The organism is Pseudomonas sp. H3_C08, from assembly GCF_054669455.1.
In genome coordinates, this window is sequence record NZ_CP162803.1 from 6,378,704 (window position 1) to 6,391,352 (window position 12,649).

13 protein-coding genes are annotated in these 12,649 nt (G+C 59.4%); 8 read left to right on the plus strand and 5 right to left on the minus strand.

Annotated features, from left to right (window positions below):
- Nucleotides 1–49 precede the first annotated feature (49 nt).
- Together AB4N74_RS28905 and AB4N74_RS28910 are read right to left on the minus strand one after the other, a co-directional pair.
- Entirely contained in the window at nt 50–982 is a 933-nt protein-coding gene (locus tag AB4N74_RS28905) for a DUF4880 domain-containing protein (protein WP_460097924.1), read from the minus strand.
- A complete protein-coding gene (locus AB4N74_RS28910; protein WP_093436181.1) occupies nt 979–1,467 on the minus strand; it encodes a sigma-70 family RNA polymerase sigma factor in 489 nt (162 codons plus the stop codon). Before AB4N74_RS28910 ends, AB4N74_RS28905 begins: the two co-directional genes overlap by 4 nt.
- Nucleotides 1,468–1,657: 190 nt before the next feature.
- On the opposite strand from AB4N74_RS28910, the gene AB4N74_RS28915 reads away from it, so the two are divergent.
- The 7 genes from AB4N74_RS28915 (at nt 1,658) to AB4N74_RS28945 (ending at nt 8,770) form a co-directional block, all read left to right on the plus strand.
- The gene (locus AB4N74_RS28915; RefSeq protein ID WP_016986986.1) at nt 1,658–1,963 is read left to right on the plus strand and encodes a DUF3649 domain-containing protein; all 306 of its coding nucleotides are present in this window, start codon (nt 1,658–1,660) and stop codon (nt 1,961–1,963) included.
- Entirely contained in the window at nt 1,960–3,546 is a 1,587-nt protein-coding gene (locus tag AB4N74_RS28920; RefSeq protein WP_460097925.1) for a PepSY-associated TM helix domain-containing protein, read from the plus strand. The genes AB4N74_RS28915 and AB4N74_RS28920 overlap by 4 nt, the downstream gene beginning before the upstream one ends.
- On the plus strand, nt 3,546–3,872 hold the full coding sequence (locus AB4N74_RS28925) for a DUF3325 domain-containing protein (RefSeq protein ID WP_093436188.1): 327 nt from the start codon (nt 3,546–3,548) through the stop codon (nt 3,870–3,872). Before AB4N74_RS28920 ends, AB4N74_RS28925 begins: the two co-directional genes overlap by 1 nt.
- Before the next feature lies 1 nt (nt 3,873).
- Nucleotides 3,874–4,440, plus strand: a complete 567-nt coding sequence (locus tag AB4N74_RS28930) for an RNA polymerase sigma factor (protein ID WP_093436192.1) — start codon at nt 3,874–3,876, stop codon at nt 4,438–4,440.
- Nucleotides 4,437–5,426, plus strand: coding sequence for a FecR family protein (locus AB4N74_RS28935; protein WP_320335757.1), 990 nt, complete (start codon nt 4,437–4,439; stop codon nt 5,424–5,426). The genes AB4N74_RS28930 and AB4N74_RS28935 overlap by 4 nt, the downstream gene beginning before the upstream one ends.
- A gap of 206 nt (nt 5,427–5,632) precedes the next feature.
- Nucleotides 5,633–8,062 carry a TonB-dependent siderophore receptor gene (locus tag AB4N74_RS28940; protein ID WP_460097926.1) on the plus strand — a complete coding sequence of 810 codons (2,430 nt, stop codon included), beginning with the start codon at nt 5,633–5,635 and terminating at the stop codon, nt 8,060–8,062.
- Nucleotides 8,063–8,188: 126 nt separating this feature from the next.
- A complete protein-coding gene (locus AB4N74_RS28945) occupies nt 8,189–8,770 on the plus strand; it encodes a hypothetical protein (RefSeq protein WP_093436202.1) in 582 nt (193 codons plus the stop codon).
- Between the two features lie 12 nt (nt 8,771–8,782).
- Here AB4N74_RS28945 and AB4N74_RS28950 read toward each other — a convergent pair whose 3' ends face one another.
- Nucleotides 8,783–9,658 carry a helix-turn-helix domain-containing protein gene (locus AB4N74_RS28950; RefSeq protein ID WP_116254633.1) on the minus strand — a complete coding sequence of 292 codons (876 nt, stop codon included), beginning with the start codon at nt 9,656–9,658 and terminating at the stop codon, nt 8,783–8,785.
- A 139-nt stretch (nt 9,659–9,797) separates the two neighbouring features.
- Between AB4N74_RS28950 and AB4N74_RS28955 the strand changes: the two genes are divergently transcribed.
- Entirely contained in the window at nt 9,798–10,700 is a 903-nt protein-coding gene (locus tag AB4N74_RS28955; RefSeq protein WP_460097927.1) for a DMT family transporter, read from the plus strand.
- Between the two features lie 19 nt (nt 10,701–10,719).
- Here AB4N74_RS28955 and AB4N74_RS28960 read toward each other — a convergent pair whose 3' ends face one another.
- Nucleotides 10,720–11,229: a DUF2165 family protein gene (locus tag AB4N74_RS28960; RefSeq protein ID WP_093436210.1), complete on the minus strand. Its 510-nt coding sequence runs from the start codon at nt 11,227–11,229 to the stop codon at nt 10,720–10,722.
- A gap of 148 nt (nt 11,230–11,377) precedes the next feature.
- A complete protein-coding gene (locus AB4N74_RS28965; protein WP_099758044.1) occupies nt 11,378–12,352 on the minus strand; it encodes a 2-hydroxyacid dehydrogenase in 975 nt (324 codons plus the stop codon).
- Nucleotides 12,353–12,649: the final 297 nt, after the last annotated feature.

The window sequence follows — 12,649 nt, forward strand, 5'->3', positions numbered from 1 at the left end:
TCTCTGTCACGCCAGATCTGAAAAACGGCTCATTTATTTTTGAGTTTTTTCAAACCCGCGCTTCGACGGTCACCCAGTAGCGGGTAAAGCGCCTCACCTTCACCGGCAAACTGATTTCCAGCAGATCAAGAATCCGCTCGCTGTCGTCCAGCGGGTAAGTTCCGGAAATCAACAGGTTGGCAACGTTCCGGTCGCAATTGAGCTGGCCGCGACGATAGCGGCCGAGTTCATCGAGGAAGTCGCCGAGACGCATATGCGCGGCCACCAGCATGCCGTCGGCCCAGGCGCCGCTGTTCGCGTCCAGCGGTTTGGCCTCGCTGACCGATGCCGAGGTGAAGCTGAGCTGACGCGCGACCGGCAGCAACATCGGCGCGCGTCCATTACCGATCAGTTCGACGCGACCTTCGAACAGCGCAATCTGCGTGCGATCAGCAAACTGACGCACATTGAGGCGCGCGCCTTGGGTTTTCAGAAGGCCCTGAGCCGTGCGCACTTCGAAAGATTGCGCGGCCGTCAGGAGGATTTCGCCTTGGAGCAAGCGGATCAATCGCTGCGCACCGTCGACGTCCACGGCACTGGCGGTATTGAGTTGCAACTTATCACCGCCACCCAGGGAAATTTTGCGTCGCTGCCCCAGCGGGCTGCGGTAATCGGCGAGCAGCGACGGCACAGGATTGTGCTCGCGCATGCCCCAAGTGACCGCCGTGCCCGCGCCGAGAATCAGCAACAGTTTCAGCGCCTGACGACGGCTGCCGGACTTCGGCCCGTTCAACGCCGCGTGTGCCAGCGGCGACGACACACCGCGCAGACGCTGATTGACCCGCTGAATATGCTCCCACGCCCGGCGGTGTTCGCTGTGTGCCTCCAGCCATTGTTGCCAGGCCTGTTGCTGGCGCGGGGAGAGCGTGCCCTGCTGCATTTCCATCAGCCAGTGCACGGCCTGCTCAGCCACTTGCGAGGAGAAATCCGGCGCGCGGTTCATAGGGCGAAGTAGCAGCGCATGGCAGCTTTGTTCAGGTGACGTTTGACCGTGGCCACAGAGATGTCGAGTTCAGCGGCGATCTGTGGATACGTCAGGCCATCGACCTGCGCCAGCAAAAAGGCGCGTTTGACCTGACGCGGCAAACCGTCGAGCAATTCATCCAGCTCCATCAGGGTTTGCAAGATGATCGCCTTGTCTTCTTCCGACGGCGCGACCATGTCCGGCATCTGCGCCAAGGTGTCGAGGTAAGCGCGTTCGACATCCTGACGGCGGTAATGATTGAACAGAACGCGCTTGGCCAACGTCGTCAGAAAGGCGCGTGGCTCGATGATCATCGGCGGTTCGCGGGCGGTCAGCACCTTGATAAACGTGTCCTGCGCCAGATCCGCTGCGCTGTCCGGGCAGCCGAGTCTGCGCCGCAGCCAGCCGGTGAGCCAGCCGTGATGGGCCTGATAGAGCGATTCGACGGGATGGGCGGACGACAACGGTATTACTCCGGGCGCTTGGTGGCGCGGTAGAGAGTATGCGTTAGAGAACAAGAACTGTTCGCATTGTAAGGGGCGAAACGCTTAACCGGCAATCAGATGCTTTTGCGTATGAGAATATTTATCATTAATATTGCTCGCCTGTAGGTTCGGCTGATCGGCCGGACGTTTTTCGTTTCAGGGTCGAAACATGAAAGGCAAACTCGCCACACTTCCCATGTCCTATCGTCTGGCCGTCACCTCACGGGTGTTGGCGGCGGTGTTTGGCGGCTATCTCGTCGCGGCGTTGGCCAGTGTCACCCTGACGCTGTGGCTGCCGTTGAGCCGCGCCGAAGCGGTGGTGACCGGCATGACCATTTCCTTTCTGGTCTATCTGGTGGCGGTGCTCTGGTGTTTCGCCTGTCGTACGGCGTGGTCGGCTTGGGTCGGTTTGCTGGTGCCAAGCGTGATTCTGGCGACCATCTCTGGCGCGGCACGTGGATTGGGCCTGGCATGAAAGAGGGCTTTCGTCAGGCGATGGCCTGGCTGCACACCTGGGCCGGACTGCTGTTCGGCTGGTTGCTGTTCGCGATTTTTCTAACCGGGACGCTGGCCTATTTCAAAGATGAGATCAGCCACTGGATGCAGCCGGAAATCCCCGCGCGATCGGTGAGTGCCGAGACGAGCCTGACGCTGGCGCAGGATTACCTGCAGCAACACGCGGCTGGCGCCTCACGCTGGCTGATCGATTTGCCTGATGCCCGAGATCCCGGCCTGACTGTGCGCTGGCAGCCAGTGCCGGCCAATCCCGGTGAGCGCGGGCGCTTCGAATCGAAAACCCTCGACGCGCAGAGCGGCGCCGAAGTGCAGGGTCGCGACAGCATGGGCGGCGAGTTCTTCTATCGCTTTCACTTCCAGTTGCAAATGCCTTATCCGTGTGGCCGCTGGCTGGCGACGATTGCCGCGATGGTGATGTTCGTTACGCTGATCACCGGGATCATCACCCACAAGAAAATCTTCAAGGACTTCTTCACCTTCCGCCCGCGCAAGGGTCAGCGCTCCTGGCTCGACGGGCATAACGCGGTGGGTGTGCTGGTGTTGCCGTTTCACTTGATGATCACCTACAGCAGCCTGGTGATTTTCATGGCGATGGTCATGCCGGCGAGCATCGTCGCTTCGTACGGCAGTGACGTGCGCACGTTTTATGATGAAGTGTTCCCCGCGTCGAAAACCCCGGAGCGCGCCAATATCGCGGCACCGTTGGCAGCCATGGCGCCGCTGTTGAGCAAGGCCAGCGAGCAATGGTCGGGCGGCCACACGGCGCGTCTGTCAGTGAGCAATCCGGGGGATGCCAATGCCACGGTGGTGCTGTCCCGTGCGGGGGATCGCGTGGTGCATGATTTCGGCCGCGCCGTGACCTTCAACGGGGTGACCGGGCAAATGCTCGGCAGCACACCGGAGCAGCCAATGGCGATGGCGGTGGGTGGTGCGTTCTATGGCTTGCACATGGGCCACTTCGCCGGGCCGCTCCTGCGTTGGCTGTATTTCATTTGCGGATTGGCCGGCACTGCGATGATCGGCACCGGGCTGGTGATCTGGTTGGGCAAGCGTCAACTCAAACATGCCAAGAGCGGCGTGATGCCGTTCGAACTGCGGCTGGTTGAAGTGCTGAACATCGCCAGCATGGCCGGTTTGGTTGCGGCGGTGGCTGTATTCTTCCTGGCCAATCGTCTGTTGCCAGTGAGCCTCGCCGAGCGCGCAGATTGGGAAGTGAATGCGTTCTTTATCACTTGGGCTGTGAGTGTGCTGCACGCGCTGCTGCGTCCGGGACGAAAGGCCTGGGTTGAGCAACTCACCCTGAGCGCCGCCCTGTTTGTCGCGGTGCCGCTGGTCAATGCGCTGAACACCCCTTGGAATCTCGGCGTTACCTTGATGCAGAGGGATTGGGCATTGGCCGGTTTTGATCTGACGTGCCTCGCAACCAGTTTCTTCCTGGCTTGGGCCGCGTGGAAAATGCAGCGTGCCGGCAACACCGTCAGCATTAAAAAGCCCCGCCGCGAACAGGCCCGGCCGATCACCCTTGAACAAGGGGCGAACTGATGCTCTTGCCCTTGTTGCTCACCTACACCGGATTCACCGCGTTGTGCCTGTCGATGCCTCGCCACCACGATGAATTGCTCGGTCACAAACCGTCCACACGTCGCCGTCAGGGCCTGAAAGTCGGCGGATGGTTATTGCTGTGTTTGTCGCTTTGGGCGGCGGTGAAGGCCAACGGCTGGAGCTTCGGCCTGGTCGACTGGTTCGCCGTGCTGATGCTCAGCGCCTTGGCGTTGGTCTTGTTGCTGCCGTATCGCCCGCGTTTCGTATTGGCGCTGGCCGGGGTCAGTCTGCTGGCCAGCCCGGTCGCCGCATGGGCGCAGTGCTGAAGTGCTGATCGGTCTGCCGCCGGAATCCCGCGACGACGAGCCGCGGGGGGCGCGTGCGCATTTTCTTCAGGTGTTCCTGTCCCAGCGTTCGCAAATGGAAGCGCTGGTGAACCGGCGCGTCGGTTGTCGGGCGACGGCGGCGGACCTGGTGCAGGATCTGTTTCTGCGTTTCTGGCGGCGGCCGCTGGTGCAGGTCGAAGAGCTCAGCACCTATCTGTTGCGCTGCGCCGGCAATATTGCGATCGATCATCTGCGCAGCGAAGGCACGCGCACGCGGGTCAACGAAGGCTGGCAACCGGACGAGCCGCACAGCCACGGCAGCGAACCGCAAGCGGCGCTGGAAGCGGGCAATGATCTGAAACATGTCGAAGCGGCGTTGCGCGCCTTGCCCGAGCGCACCCGGCAAATCTTTTTGCTCAATCGCATTCACGGCCGCAAGTATGCGGAAATCGCCAAAGCCATGGGCCTGTCCCAAAGTGCCGTGGAAAAACATATGATGCGCGCCCTCGAGGCCTGCAAGGCCAGCCTGCGCGAACCCGCGCCACGCCTGCCAGGGAAAGCACCGTGAAGCCCGCCGATTCCGTTATCCCCACGCCCGCGCAAGAGCAGGCCGCGTTTGCCTGGTTGAGCCTGCTGCATGATCGGCCCAGCGCCGGCGATCAACTGACCTTCAGCCAATGGCTGCGGGCCGATCCGGCGCACGCCGAAGCTTACGCACAGGCTCAGGTTGTGTGGGAGTTGAGTGAAGGCCCGGCGCGAACATTGGCCGATGAAGAAGCCTTCGCGTTGCAGGGGTACCTTCATGCGATGGACCGCCCGCGTCGTTCGCCCGTTTTGCGCTGGTCGGGCGCGCTGGCGATGGCCGCGTGTCTGTTGCTGATGGTCAGCCTTGGCACCGGGTGGCAGCCGCAGCGCTGGATTGATGATCTGGGCGCCGATTATGTCTCGGCACCCGGTGAGATCCGCACGGTGACACTGGCCGATCAATCGCAAGTGACGCTGGATGGCGACAGTGCGATTGCCGTGGATTTCAGTCGTGGCGAACGGCATGTGCAATTGCGTCGCGGTGCCGGTTTCTTCAGCGTCACACATACGGGGGATCCGTTTGTGGTTGCGGCGGAGCAGGGTGAGGCGCGGGTGCTCGGCACGCAATTCGAAGTGCGCCTGCAACCTCACGGTGCGCAGGTTACGGTGTTGTCGGGGCGCGTTGGTGTGACGGCGGATCGTGATGCTGAGCAGCAAATTCTTACGGCCGGGCAGCAGGTCGCTTACGGTGACGGTACGGCAGAAAAACTGCATACGGTGGACAGTGAGACGCAGTTGGCCTGGCGTCAGGGCTGGCTGACTTATTACAAGTCGACACTGGCTGATGTGGTGGAGGATTTGCGCCGTTATTACCCCGGGCGGATTGTGTTGCTCAACGATGAGCTGGCGGCGCGCAAGGTCAGTGGCAGTTTTCCGAGCAAGGATCCGCAGGCCGTGTTGAGTTCGCTGCAAGGGGTGATGGGGTTTGAGCAGCATCAGGTGTTGGGTCATCTGATTATTTTGCGTTGAGGCTGCTGGCCTCTTCGCGAGCAGGCTCGCTCCCACAGGAGAACGCATTCCAAATGTAGGAGTGAGCCTGCTCGCGATGGAACCCGATCGAACACCACAAAAAATAATTTTCAAATGTTGGTGAGGTAAACCTCAGCCCCATCCGTGTAGTGACTGAAACTGCGAGTCATTCGCATCCGTTGCGGTTCTACACAGGTCATTGAGCAATGAAGTCCAGGGCAAAATCGGGTTCGGTCAAACAATGGTTAGGCGTTTCGGCACTGAGCTTTTCGGCATTGGCGCTGTTGCCGCTGAGCGTCGCGCTCGCCGCTGAAACCATCAGCAGCCAGGCGCAAAAGCAGTTCAACTTTTCCCTGGTCGCCAAACCGCTGCCGCAAGCCTTGAGCGACTTCAGCCGCGTCACCGGGCAGAGCGTGGTCTACACCGACGAAGCGCCCTACGGCCTTACAGCTCCGGCCGTCAATGGCCAGATGAGTGCCGAACAGGCACTGCAACGTCTGCTCAGCGGCTCCGGCCTCAACTTCCGCCGCACCGATAGCCACACGCTGGCGCTGGAGCCTCAGCCTACTGAAGGTGCGCTGAATCTCGGCGCCACGACCATCACCTCGACCCGCGACGAATCGATGAGTTATCAGCCACCGGAAACCAGTTCGGTGATGCGCTCCTCAGCTTCGCTTCAGGAAGTCCCGCAAACCGTCAACGTCATCCCGGCGCAAGTCATCCGCGATCAGGCGCCGCGCAATCTGGATGACGCGCTGGCCAATGTCAGCGGCATCACCCAGGGCAACACCTTGGGCAGCACTCAGGATTCGGTGATGACCCGCGGTTTCGGTGACAACCGTAACGGCTCGATCATGCGCGACGGCATGCCGATCGTGCAGGGGCGTGGCATGAACGCCACGGTCGATCGGGTTGAAGTGCTCAAAGGCCCGGCCTCGTTGCTCTACGGGATTCAAGACCCGGGCGGTGTGGTCAATATGGTCAGCAAGAAGCCTGAACTTACCCAATACAATGCGCTGACCTTGCGCGGCTCGACCTACGGCGAGGGCAAGAACGGCAGTGGCGGCACCTTCGACAGCACCGGCCCGTTGGGCGATTCCGGGCTGGCCTATCGCATGGTGCTCGACCACGAAGACGAAGATTACTGGCGCAACTTCGGCACCCACCGTGAAACCCTGATCGCCCCGTCGCTAGCTTGGTTCGGCGAGAGCACCAAGCTGTTATTCGCCTACGAACACCGCGAATTTCTCACGCCGTTCGACCGTGGCACGCTGATCGATCCACGCACCAATCACCCGCTGGACATCTCGCGCAAAGAACGTCTGGACGAGCCGTTCAACAACATGGAAGGCCGTTCGGATCTGTATCACTTTGAAGCCGATCACGACCTCAACGACGACTGGAAAGCGCACTTCGGTTACAGCTGGAACCGCGAAACCTACGACGCCAGCCAGGTCCGCGTGACCGCCATCGACACCAAAAAGGGCACGCTGACCCGCAGCATGGACGGCACCCAGAACGCGATCAGCACCGACCGTTTCACCACGGCCAGTCTTGAAGGCAAGGTCAATGTGCTGGGCATGCAGCATGACCTGGTGTTCGGCGTCGATGACGAGTACCGCAAGATCTACCGCGAGGACTTGATCCGCCAGAAAAGCCTGACCACCTTCAGCTACCTCAATCCGGTGTATGGCCGCGAAGTCGCCGGCACCACGGTCAGCGCTCCCGACAGCGCGCAGACCGATGAACTGCGCAGCGATTCGGTGTTCCTGCAGGACTCGATTCACCTCAACGACCAGTGGATTCTGGTCGCCGGCGGGCGCTTCCAGGAATACGACCAGTACGCCGGCAAAGGCGTGCCGTTCAAGGCCAACACCGACAGCAACGGCCAGAAGTTCGTCCCGCGCGCAGGTCTGGTGTATCGCTACACCGACGCCTTGTCGTTCTACGGCAGCTACACCGAATCGTTCAAACCCAACTCGACCATCGCCCCGCTGAGTGGCAGCAGCACCGTGCTCGACGGCAGCATCGCCCCGGAAGAAGCCAAGTCGTGGGAGCTGGGTGCGCGGCTGGACATGCCGGGGCGTGTCACCGGCAACATCGCATTGTTCGACATCAAGAAACGCAACGTGCTGGTGGCCAATTCCGAAGGCCCGACGACGATCTACAGCGCAGCCGGTGAGGTGCGTTCGCGCGGTCTGGAAATGGACCTGACCGGTCAGTTGAGCGACCACTGGAGCATGATTGGCAGCTACGCGTACACCGATGCCGAAGTGACCGAAGACCCGGACTACAAAGGCAAGCGCCTGCAGAACGTAGCGAAGAATTCCGGTTCGTTGTCGGCGGTGTATGACTTCGGCAGTGTGATCGGCGGCGATCAATTGCGCGTCGGCGCCGGGGCGCGTTATGTCGGCGAACGAGCGGGTAACGCGGTGAATGATTTTGATCTGCCGAGTTATACCGTGGCGGATGCGTTTGCCACTTACGACACCAGGGTTGAGGGGCAGAAGGTCAAGTTTCAGCTGAATGTGAAGAACCTGTTTGATCGCACGTACTACACCTCGGCGGCGAGCCGGTTCTTTGTGTCGATGGGGGATGCGCGGCAGGTTTCGTTGTCGAGTACCTTGGAGTTTTGAGAACAGTGAAGTTAATGCGCTTTTCGGCGGCCCTTTATAGATATTTTCGTTCTCAGCTACTGCATGGTAATTGTAAAACGATCTAAGCACCTGTCAGTTATGACAGGTGCTTTGGGGAGGATTTAAATGTGTACTGTCTTCTCAATGTCTTTGGAAGAGAGTATTGCCATGTCAAATGACCATGTAGCTGGAGCCGAGGGTTATTTTTTAAAGCTCATTGCGAAAGAAGACTTCAACGGTGTGAAGCCTGATTCACCGGAGAGATTTTCGAGTCTGGATCTTGAACATTTTTCTCTACAAACGCTCGGTGGCGAAAACGGCGCTTCTATGTCGACGATTTTGTTTGAGTCGGATCAGCGTTATGTGGAGGGTCAGTTCGAGGGGACCGGGATTCAATGCAGCGGTGACCACCAGAATGAAAATGATTCTGCCGAACTTCGGATTGTTCTGAAACCTGAAAAAGTTCACCGTTTGCGCTTTGCATTAGATGTTTTTGCGACCCAGAATGTATCGCATATCGAGTTTTACGAACCATCTGGAAACGTGTTGAAACGCTTCGAAAACAAGCTCGGGTGGATCGATTATCAGGTACCCCTGCTGGACAAAGAAATAGCGAGTATTGCGCGTGTTTCTATCTACTATAGGGTCTATTTTGGGACACCGTATATTGATTCGTTTGAGCTGTGGCGATGGCAGAGCTTTGAGTAATTGCGGAATAAGTCATCGTAAAAACGCCTGTCGATACTCGCCAGGTGTTCCTCCCAAAATCTGTTTGAACCGATTAGTGAAATGACTCGCGCTGGCAAACCCGCACGCCAGCGCAATCTCACCCAACGGCAACGCCGTGCCGCGCAACAACTCCCGCGCCCGGCTCAGGCGCCGCGCCAGCACATATTGATGCGGCGGCAGGCCGAAACTGGTACGAAACATCCGCGCAAAGTGGTATTCCGACAGCGCACACAATCCGGCCAGTTGACCGAGGCTGATCGGCTCGGCCAACTGGTTGTCGATGAACTCCACCAGTTGCCGACGCTGGTGTGGTGCCAGTCCGCCCTTCAATCGCAAACCCTGACGCGCGCCGACCTGACTGAGCAAAGTGTGGCTGATCAACTCATGGGCGAGGCTGCTGGTTAGCAGACGCTCGGCTGGCTCGTCCCAATTCAGCGTCAGCAACTGCCGGAAGCGTTGCGCCTGTTGCGCGTCTTCGAGAAAGGTCTGCTCGCGCAACTGCATCTCGCGGGGTTCGCGATCGAGCAGCGTGACGCAACCGAGGGCGAATTGTTCGGCGCTGAAATACAGGTGCGCCAAGCGAATATCACCGTTGATCACCCAGCCCGATTCATGATCGGCCGGCAGGATGCACAACTTGTCCGGCCCGCCTTTTTGCCCGGGTTGATCGCGACGAAAGGTGCCGGTGCCACCGGCGATGTAGCAGGACAAGGTGTGGTGGCTTGGCGCTTCATAATCCTGCGCATCGTGGTGGTTGGTCCACAAAGCGGCAGACAAGCCGTCACCGAGCTCGGCGCTGTGCACCAGGCGTGCGTTCGGCGAGCTGTTCAACGCTTGAAAGACTTGGAGGGTATCGATGGCGGCCATGGTCGGTTCTCTTCAACGCCTTGCATCCTACTCCGTAGACACCGCGCTGCCAGCCTGCCGCCAGACAAAAGCGCAAGAATCTGCAAGCGCACAAGCCTGACCCGGACGGACACTCAAGGCCTACCGAGGAGTGCCTGCCATGAACCTGTCGTTGTATTTGCTGACCGTGCTGATCTGGGGCACCACTTGGATTGCCCTGAAATGGCAGCTTGGCGTGGTGGCGATTCCGGTGTCGATCGTCTATCGCTTCGGTCTCGCCGCGCTGGTGCTGTTTGCGCTGTTGCTGCTCAGCCGTCGCTTGCAGCCGATGAACCGCCGCGGGCATCTGATCTGCGTGGCTCAGGGGCTGTGCCTGTTTTGCGTCAACTTCATGTGTTTCCTGACCGCCAGTCAGTGGATCCCCAGCGGTCTGGTCGCGGTGGTGTTTTCCACCGCGACGCTGTGGAACGCGCTGAATGCGCGGGTGTTCTTTGGCCAGCGCATCGCGCGCAATGTGCTGATGGGCGGTGCGCTGGGGCTGTTCGGCCTGGGCATGTTGTTCTGGCCGGAACTGGCCGGGCATCACGCCAGCCCGCAAACCTTGCTGGGACTCGGCCTGGCCTTGTGCGGCACCTTGTGTTTCTCGGCGGGCAACATGCTCTCGAGTGTGCAGCAGAAGGCCGGTCTCAAGCCGCTGACCACCAACGCCTGGGGCATGGCCTATGGTGCGGCGATGCTGTCGGTGTGGTGCCTGGTCAAGGGCATTCCGTTCGACATGGATTGGAGCCCGCGTTACGTCGGTGCGCTGCTGTATCTGGTGATCCCCGGTTCCGTCATTGGTTTCACCGCGTATCTGACGCTGGTCGGGCGCATGGGGCCGGAGCGTGCGGCTTACTGCACGGTGCTGTTTCCGGTGGTGGCGCTCAACGTTTCGGCGTTTGCTGAAGGGTACCAATGGACAGCGCCGGCGCTGGTCGGTCTGGTGTTAGTGATGCTGGGCAATGTGCTGGTGTTTCGTAAACCGAAAGCAGTGGTGGCGCCAGTACAGGGAAAGTTGGCTTGAAATAAACGAGCGCTGAACGTCAGCGCTCGACTTTCAAGGTGATGTAAATCATCACCGGGAAGATGAAGTCAACTATATGCCGTGCCCAGTCCTTGGCATTCCATGATTGCGAAGTGTCCATGTCGAACCATTCCACACCCACGGTTTGCAGGCAGACGTAATAAATGAAAATGGCCGCGAGTATGCCCATGATCGAGAACTTCTTTGCCTCATGGAATACCTCGGCAGGGGCATTGATATGGCGCAACAACTGATAGGTACCCATCAGGCATAGCACGGTGTAGGTGACTTCCAAAGTAATGATGAACCAGTAAATCCGGTGATGAATCATCGGCGATTCGATGGCCCGATACTTGATGGTTTCGCTGGCAGTGGTGGTGTCCATGCTCAGGATATGGGCCACGTAAGTGTAGTTTGAGTCATAGTCGGTGAAGTTGTGGATCATCACCAACAGGCCAAAGAAACTGATGTAGGCCATCAATATAACTTTGCTGTAACGGATAAGTTTGTCGGTGGTCAGGGTGTTCAAGGTTTTGGCTCTCCATAGCGCTTGTCGATTATTCGGCAGCCAGGCAGAGCTTATAACGCTGTTGTTTGAATTGGTTTGTTGTTCAATTTCAAGTTGTGTATGGCAATAACTAACGGGCAAGTGCGATGTTGCACTTGCCCATATTTTTTTATCCGCGCCAGACTTGCGGGTTGACCAGATCCTGCGGGCGTTCGCCGAGCAGGGCGCTGCGCAGGTTGGCGAGGGCGCGATTGGCCATGGCTTCGCGGGTTTCATTCGTCGCCGAGCCGATGTGCGGCAGGGTCACGGCGTTACTCAACTGGAACAGCGGCGATTCGGCCAGCGGTTCTTTTTCGTAGACGTCGAGACCAGCGCCACGAATACGCTTGTTTTGCAGGGCTTCGATCAACGCCGGTTCATCGACGACCGGGCCACGGGAGATGTTGACCAGAATCGCGTCGGGTTTCATCAAGGCCAGTTCGCGATGGCTGATGAGGTGGCGGGTCTTGTCGCTGAGCGGCACTACCAGGCAGACGAAATCGGCCTCGGCGAGCAGTTGATCGAGGCTGCGAAATTGCGCGCCGAGTTGTTCTTCCAGTTCGGTCTTGCGGCTGTTGCCACTGTAGATAATCGGCATGTTGAAACCGAAGTGGCCACGGCGGGCGACGGCGGCGCCGATGTTGCCCATGCCGACGATGCCGAGGGTTTTGCCGTGGACGTCACAGCCGAACAGTGGCGCGCCGACGCTGGCTTGCCATTGGCCGGCCTTGGTCCAGGCGTCGAGTTCGGCGACGCGGCGGGCGCTGCTCATGATCAGGGCGAAGGCCAGGTCGGCGGTGCTTTCGGTGAGTACGTCGGGGGTGTTGGTGAGCATGATCCCGCGTTCGTTGAAGTAGGCGAGGTCGTAGTTGTCGTAGCCGACGGAGACGCTTGAGACCACTTCCAGTTTTGTGGCGTTTTCCAGTTGTGCGCGGCCGAGTTTGCGGCCGACGCCGATGAGGCCGTGGGCGTGGGGCAGGGCTTCGTTGAATTGGGCGTTGATGTCGCCGGCCTTTGGATTGGGGACGATGACGTCGAATTCTTGTTGCAGGCGTTCGATCATGGGCGGGGTGATGCGGCTGAAGGCCAGGACAGTTTTTTTCATCGTTTTTGGCTCTTGTTCGGGCTTGATACCAAGCACGCTAACATTTTTGTTTTGGGGTGTCTTGGCGGCCTTTGGGCCGACCATGTTCTTTGGGTTTTTGGGTGTATATCCGTTGCTTCGGGGGCTGCGGCTGGCGGTTTCGCCCTTACGGCGACTCACTTTTTTACAAGCGCCTAAAAAAGTAAGCAAAAAACGCTTGCTCCTACGTGCGGCCCGCTCGCTGGGGCTCGGGGTTCCTTCGCTGCGGGATCGATCCGGGCGCAGCGTCTCCGGTTTGCTTCGCTGCACCTACTCCCG

Excerpts from the sequence above, each read along its gene's own strand:
- AB4N74_RS28905 (WP_460097924.1), bottom strand. The coding sequence starts at position 982 with ATGAACCGCGCGCCGGATTTCTCCTCGCAAGTGGCTGAGCAGGCCGTG.
- AB4N74_RS28915 (WP_016986986.1), top strand. The coding sequence starts at position 1,658 with ATGAAAGGCAAACTCGCCACACTTCCCATGTCCTATCGTCTGGCCGTC.
- AB4N74_RS28920 (WP_460097925.1), top strand. The coding sequence starts at position 1,960 with ATGAAAGAGGGCTTTCGTCAGGCGATGGCCTGGCTGCACACCTGGGCC.
- AB4N74_RS28925 (WP_093436188.1), top strand. The coding sequence starts at position 3,546 with ATGCTCTTGCCCTTGTTGCTCACCTACACCGGATTCACCGCGTTGTGC.
- AB4N74_RS28940 (WP_460097926.1), top strand. The coding sequence starts at position 5,633 with ATGAAGTCCAGGGCAAAATCGGGTTCGGTCAAACAATGGTTAGGCGTT.
- AB4N74_RS28945 (WP_093436202.1), top strand. The coding sequence starts at position 8,189 with ATGTGTACTGTCTTCTCAATGTCTTTGGAAGAGAGTATTGCCATGTCA.
- AB4N74_RS28950 (WP_116254633.1), bottom strand. The coding sequence starts at position 9,658 with ATGGCCGCCATCGATACCCTCCAAGTCTTTCAAGCGTTGAACAGCTCG.
- AB4N74_RS28955 (WP_460097927.1), top strand. The coding sequence starts at position 9,798 with ATGAACCTGTCGTTGTATTTGCTGACCGTGCTGATCTGGGGCACCACT.
- AB4N74_RS28965 (WP_099758044.1), bottom strand. The coding sequence starts at position 12,352 with ATGAAAAAAACTGTCCTGGCCTTCAGCCGCATCACCCCGCCCATGATC.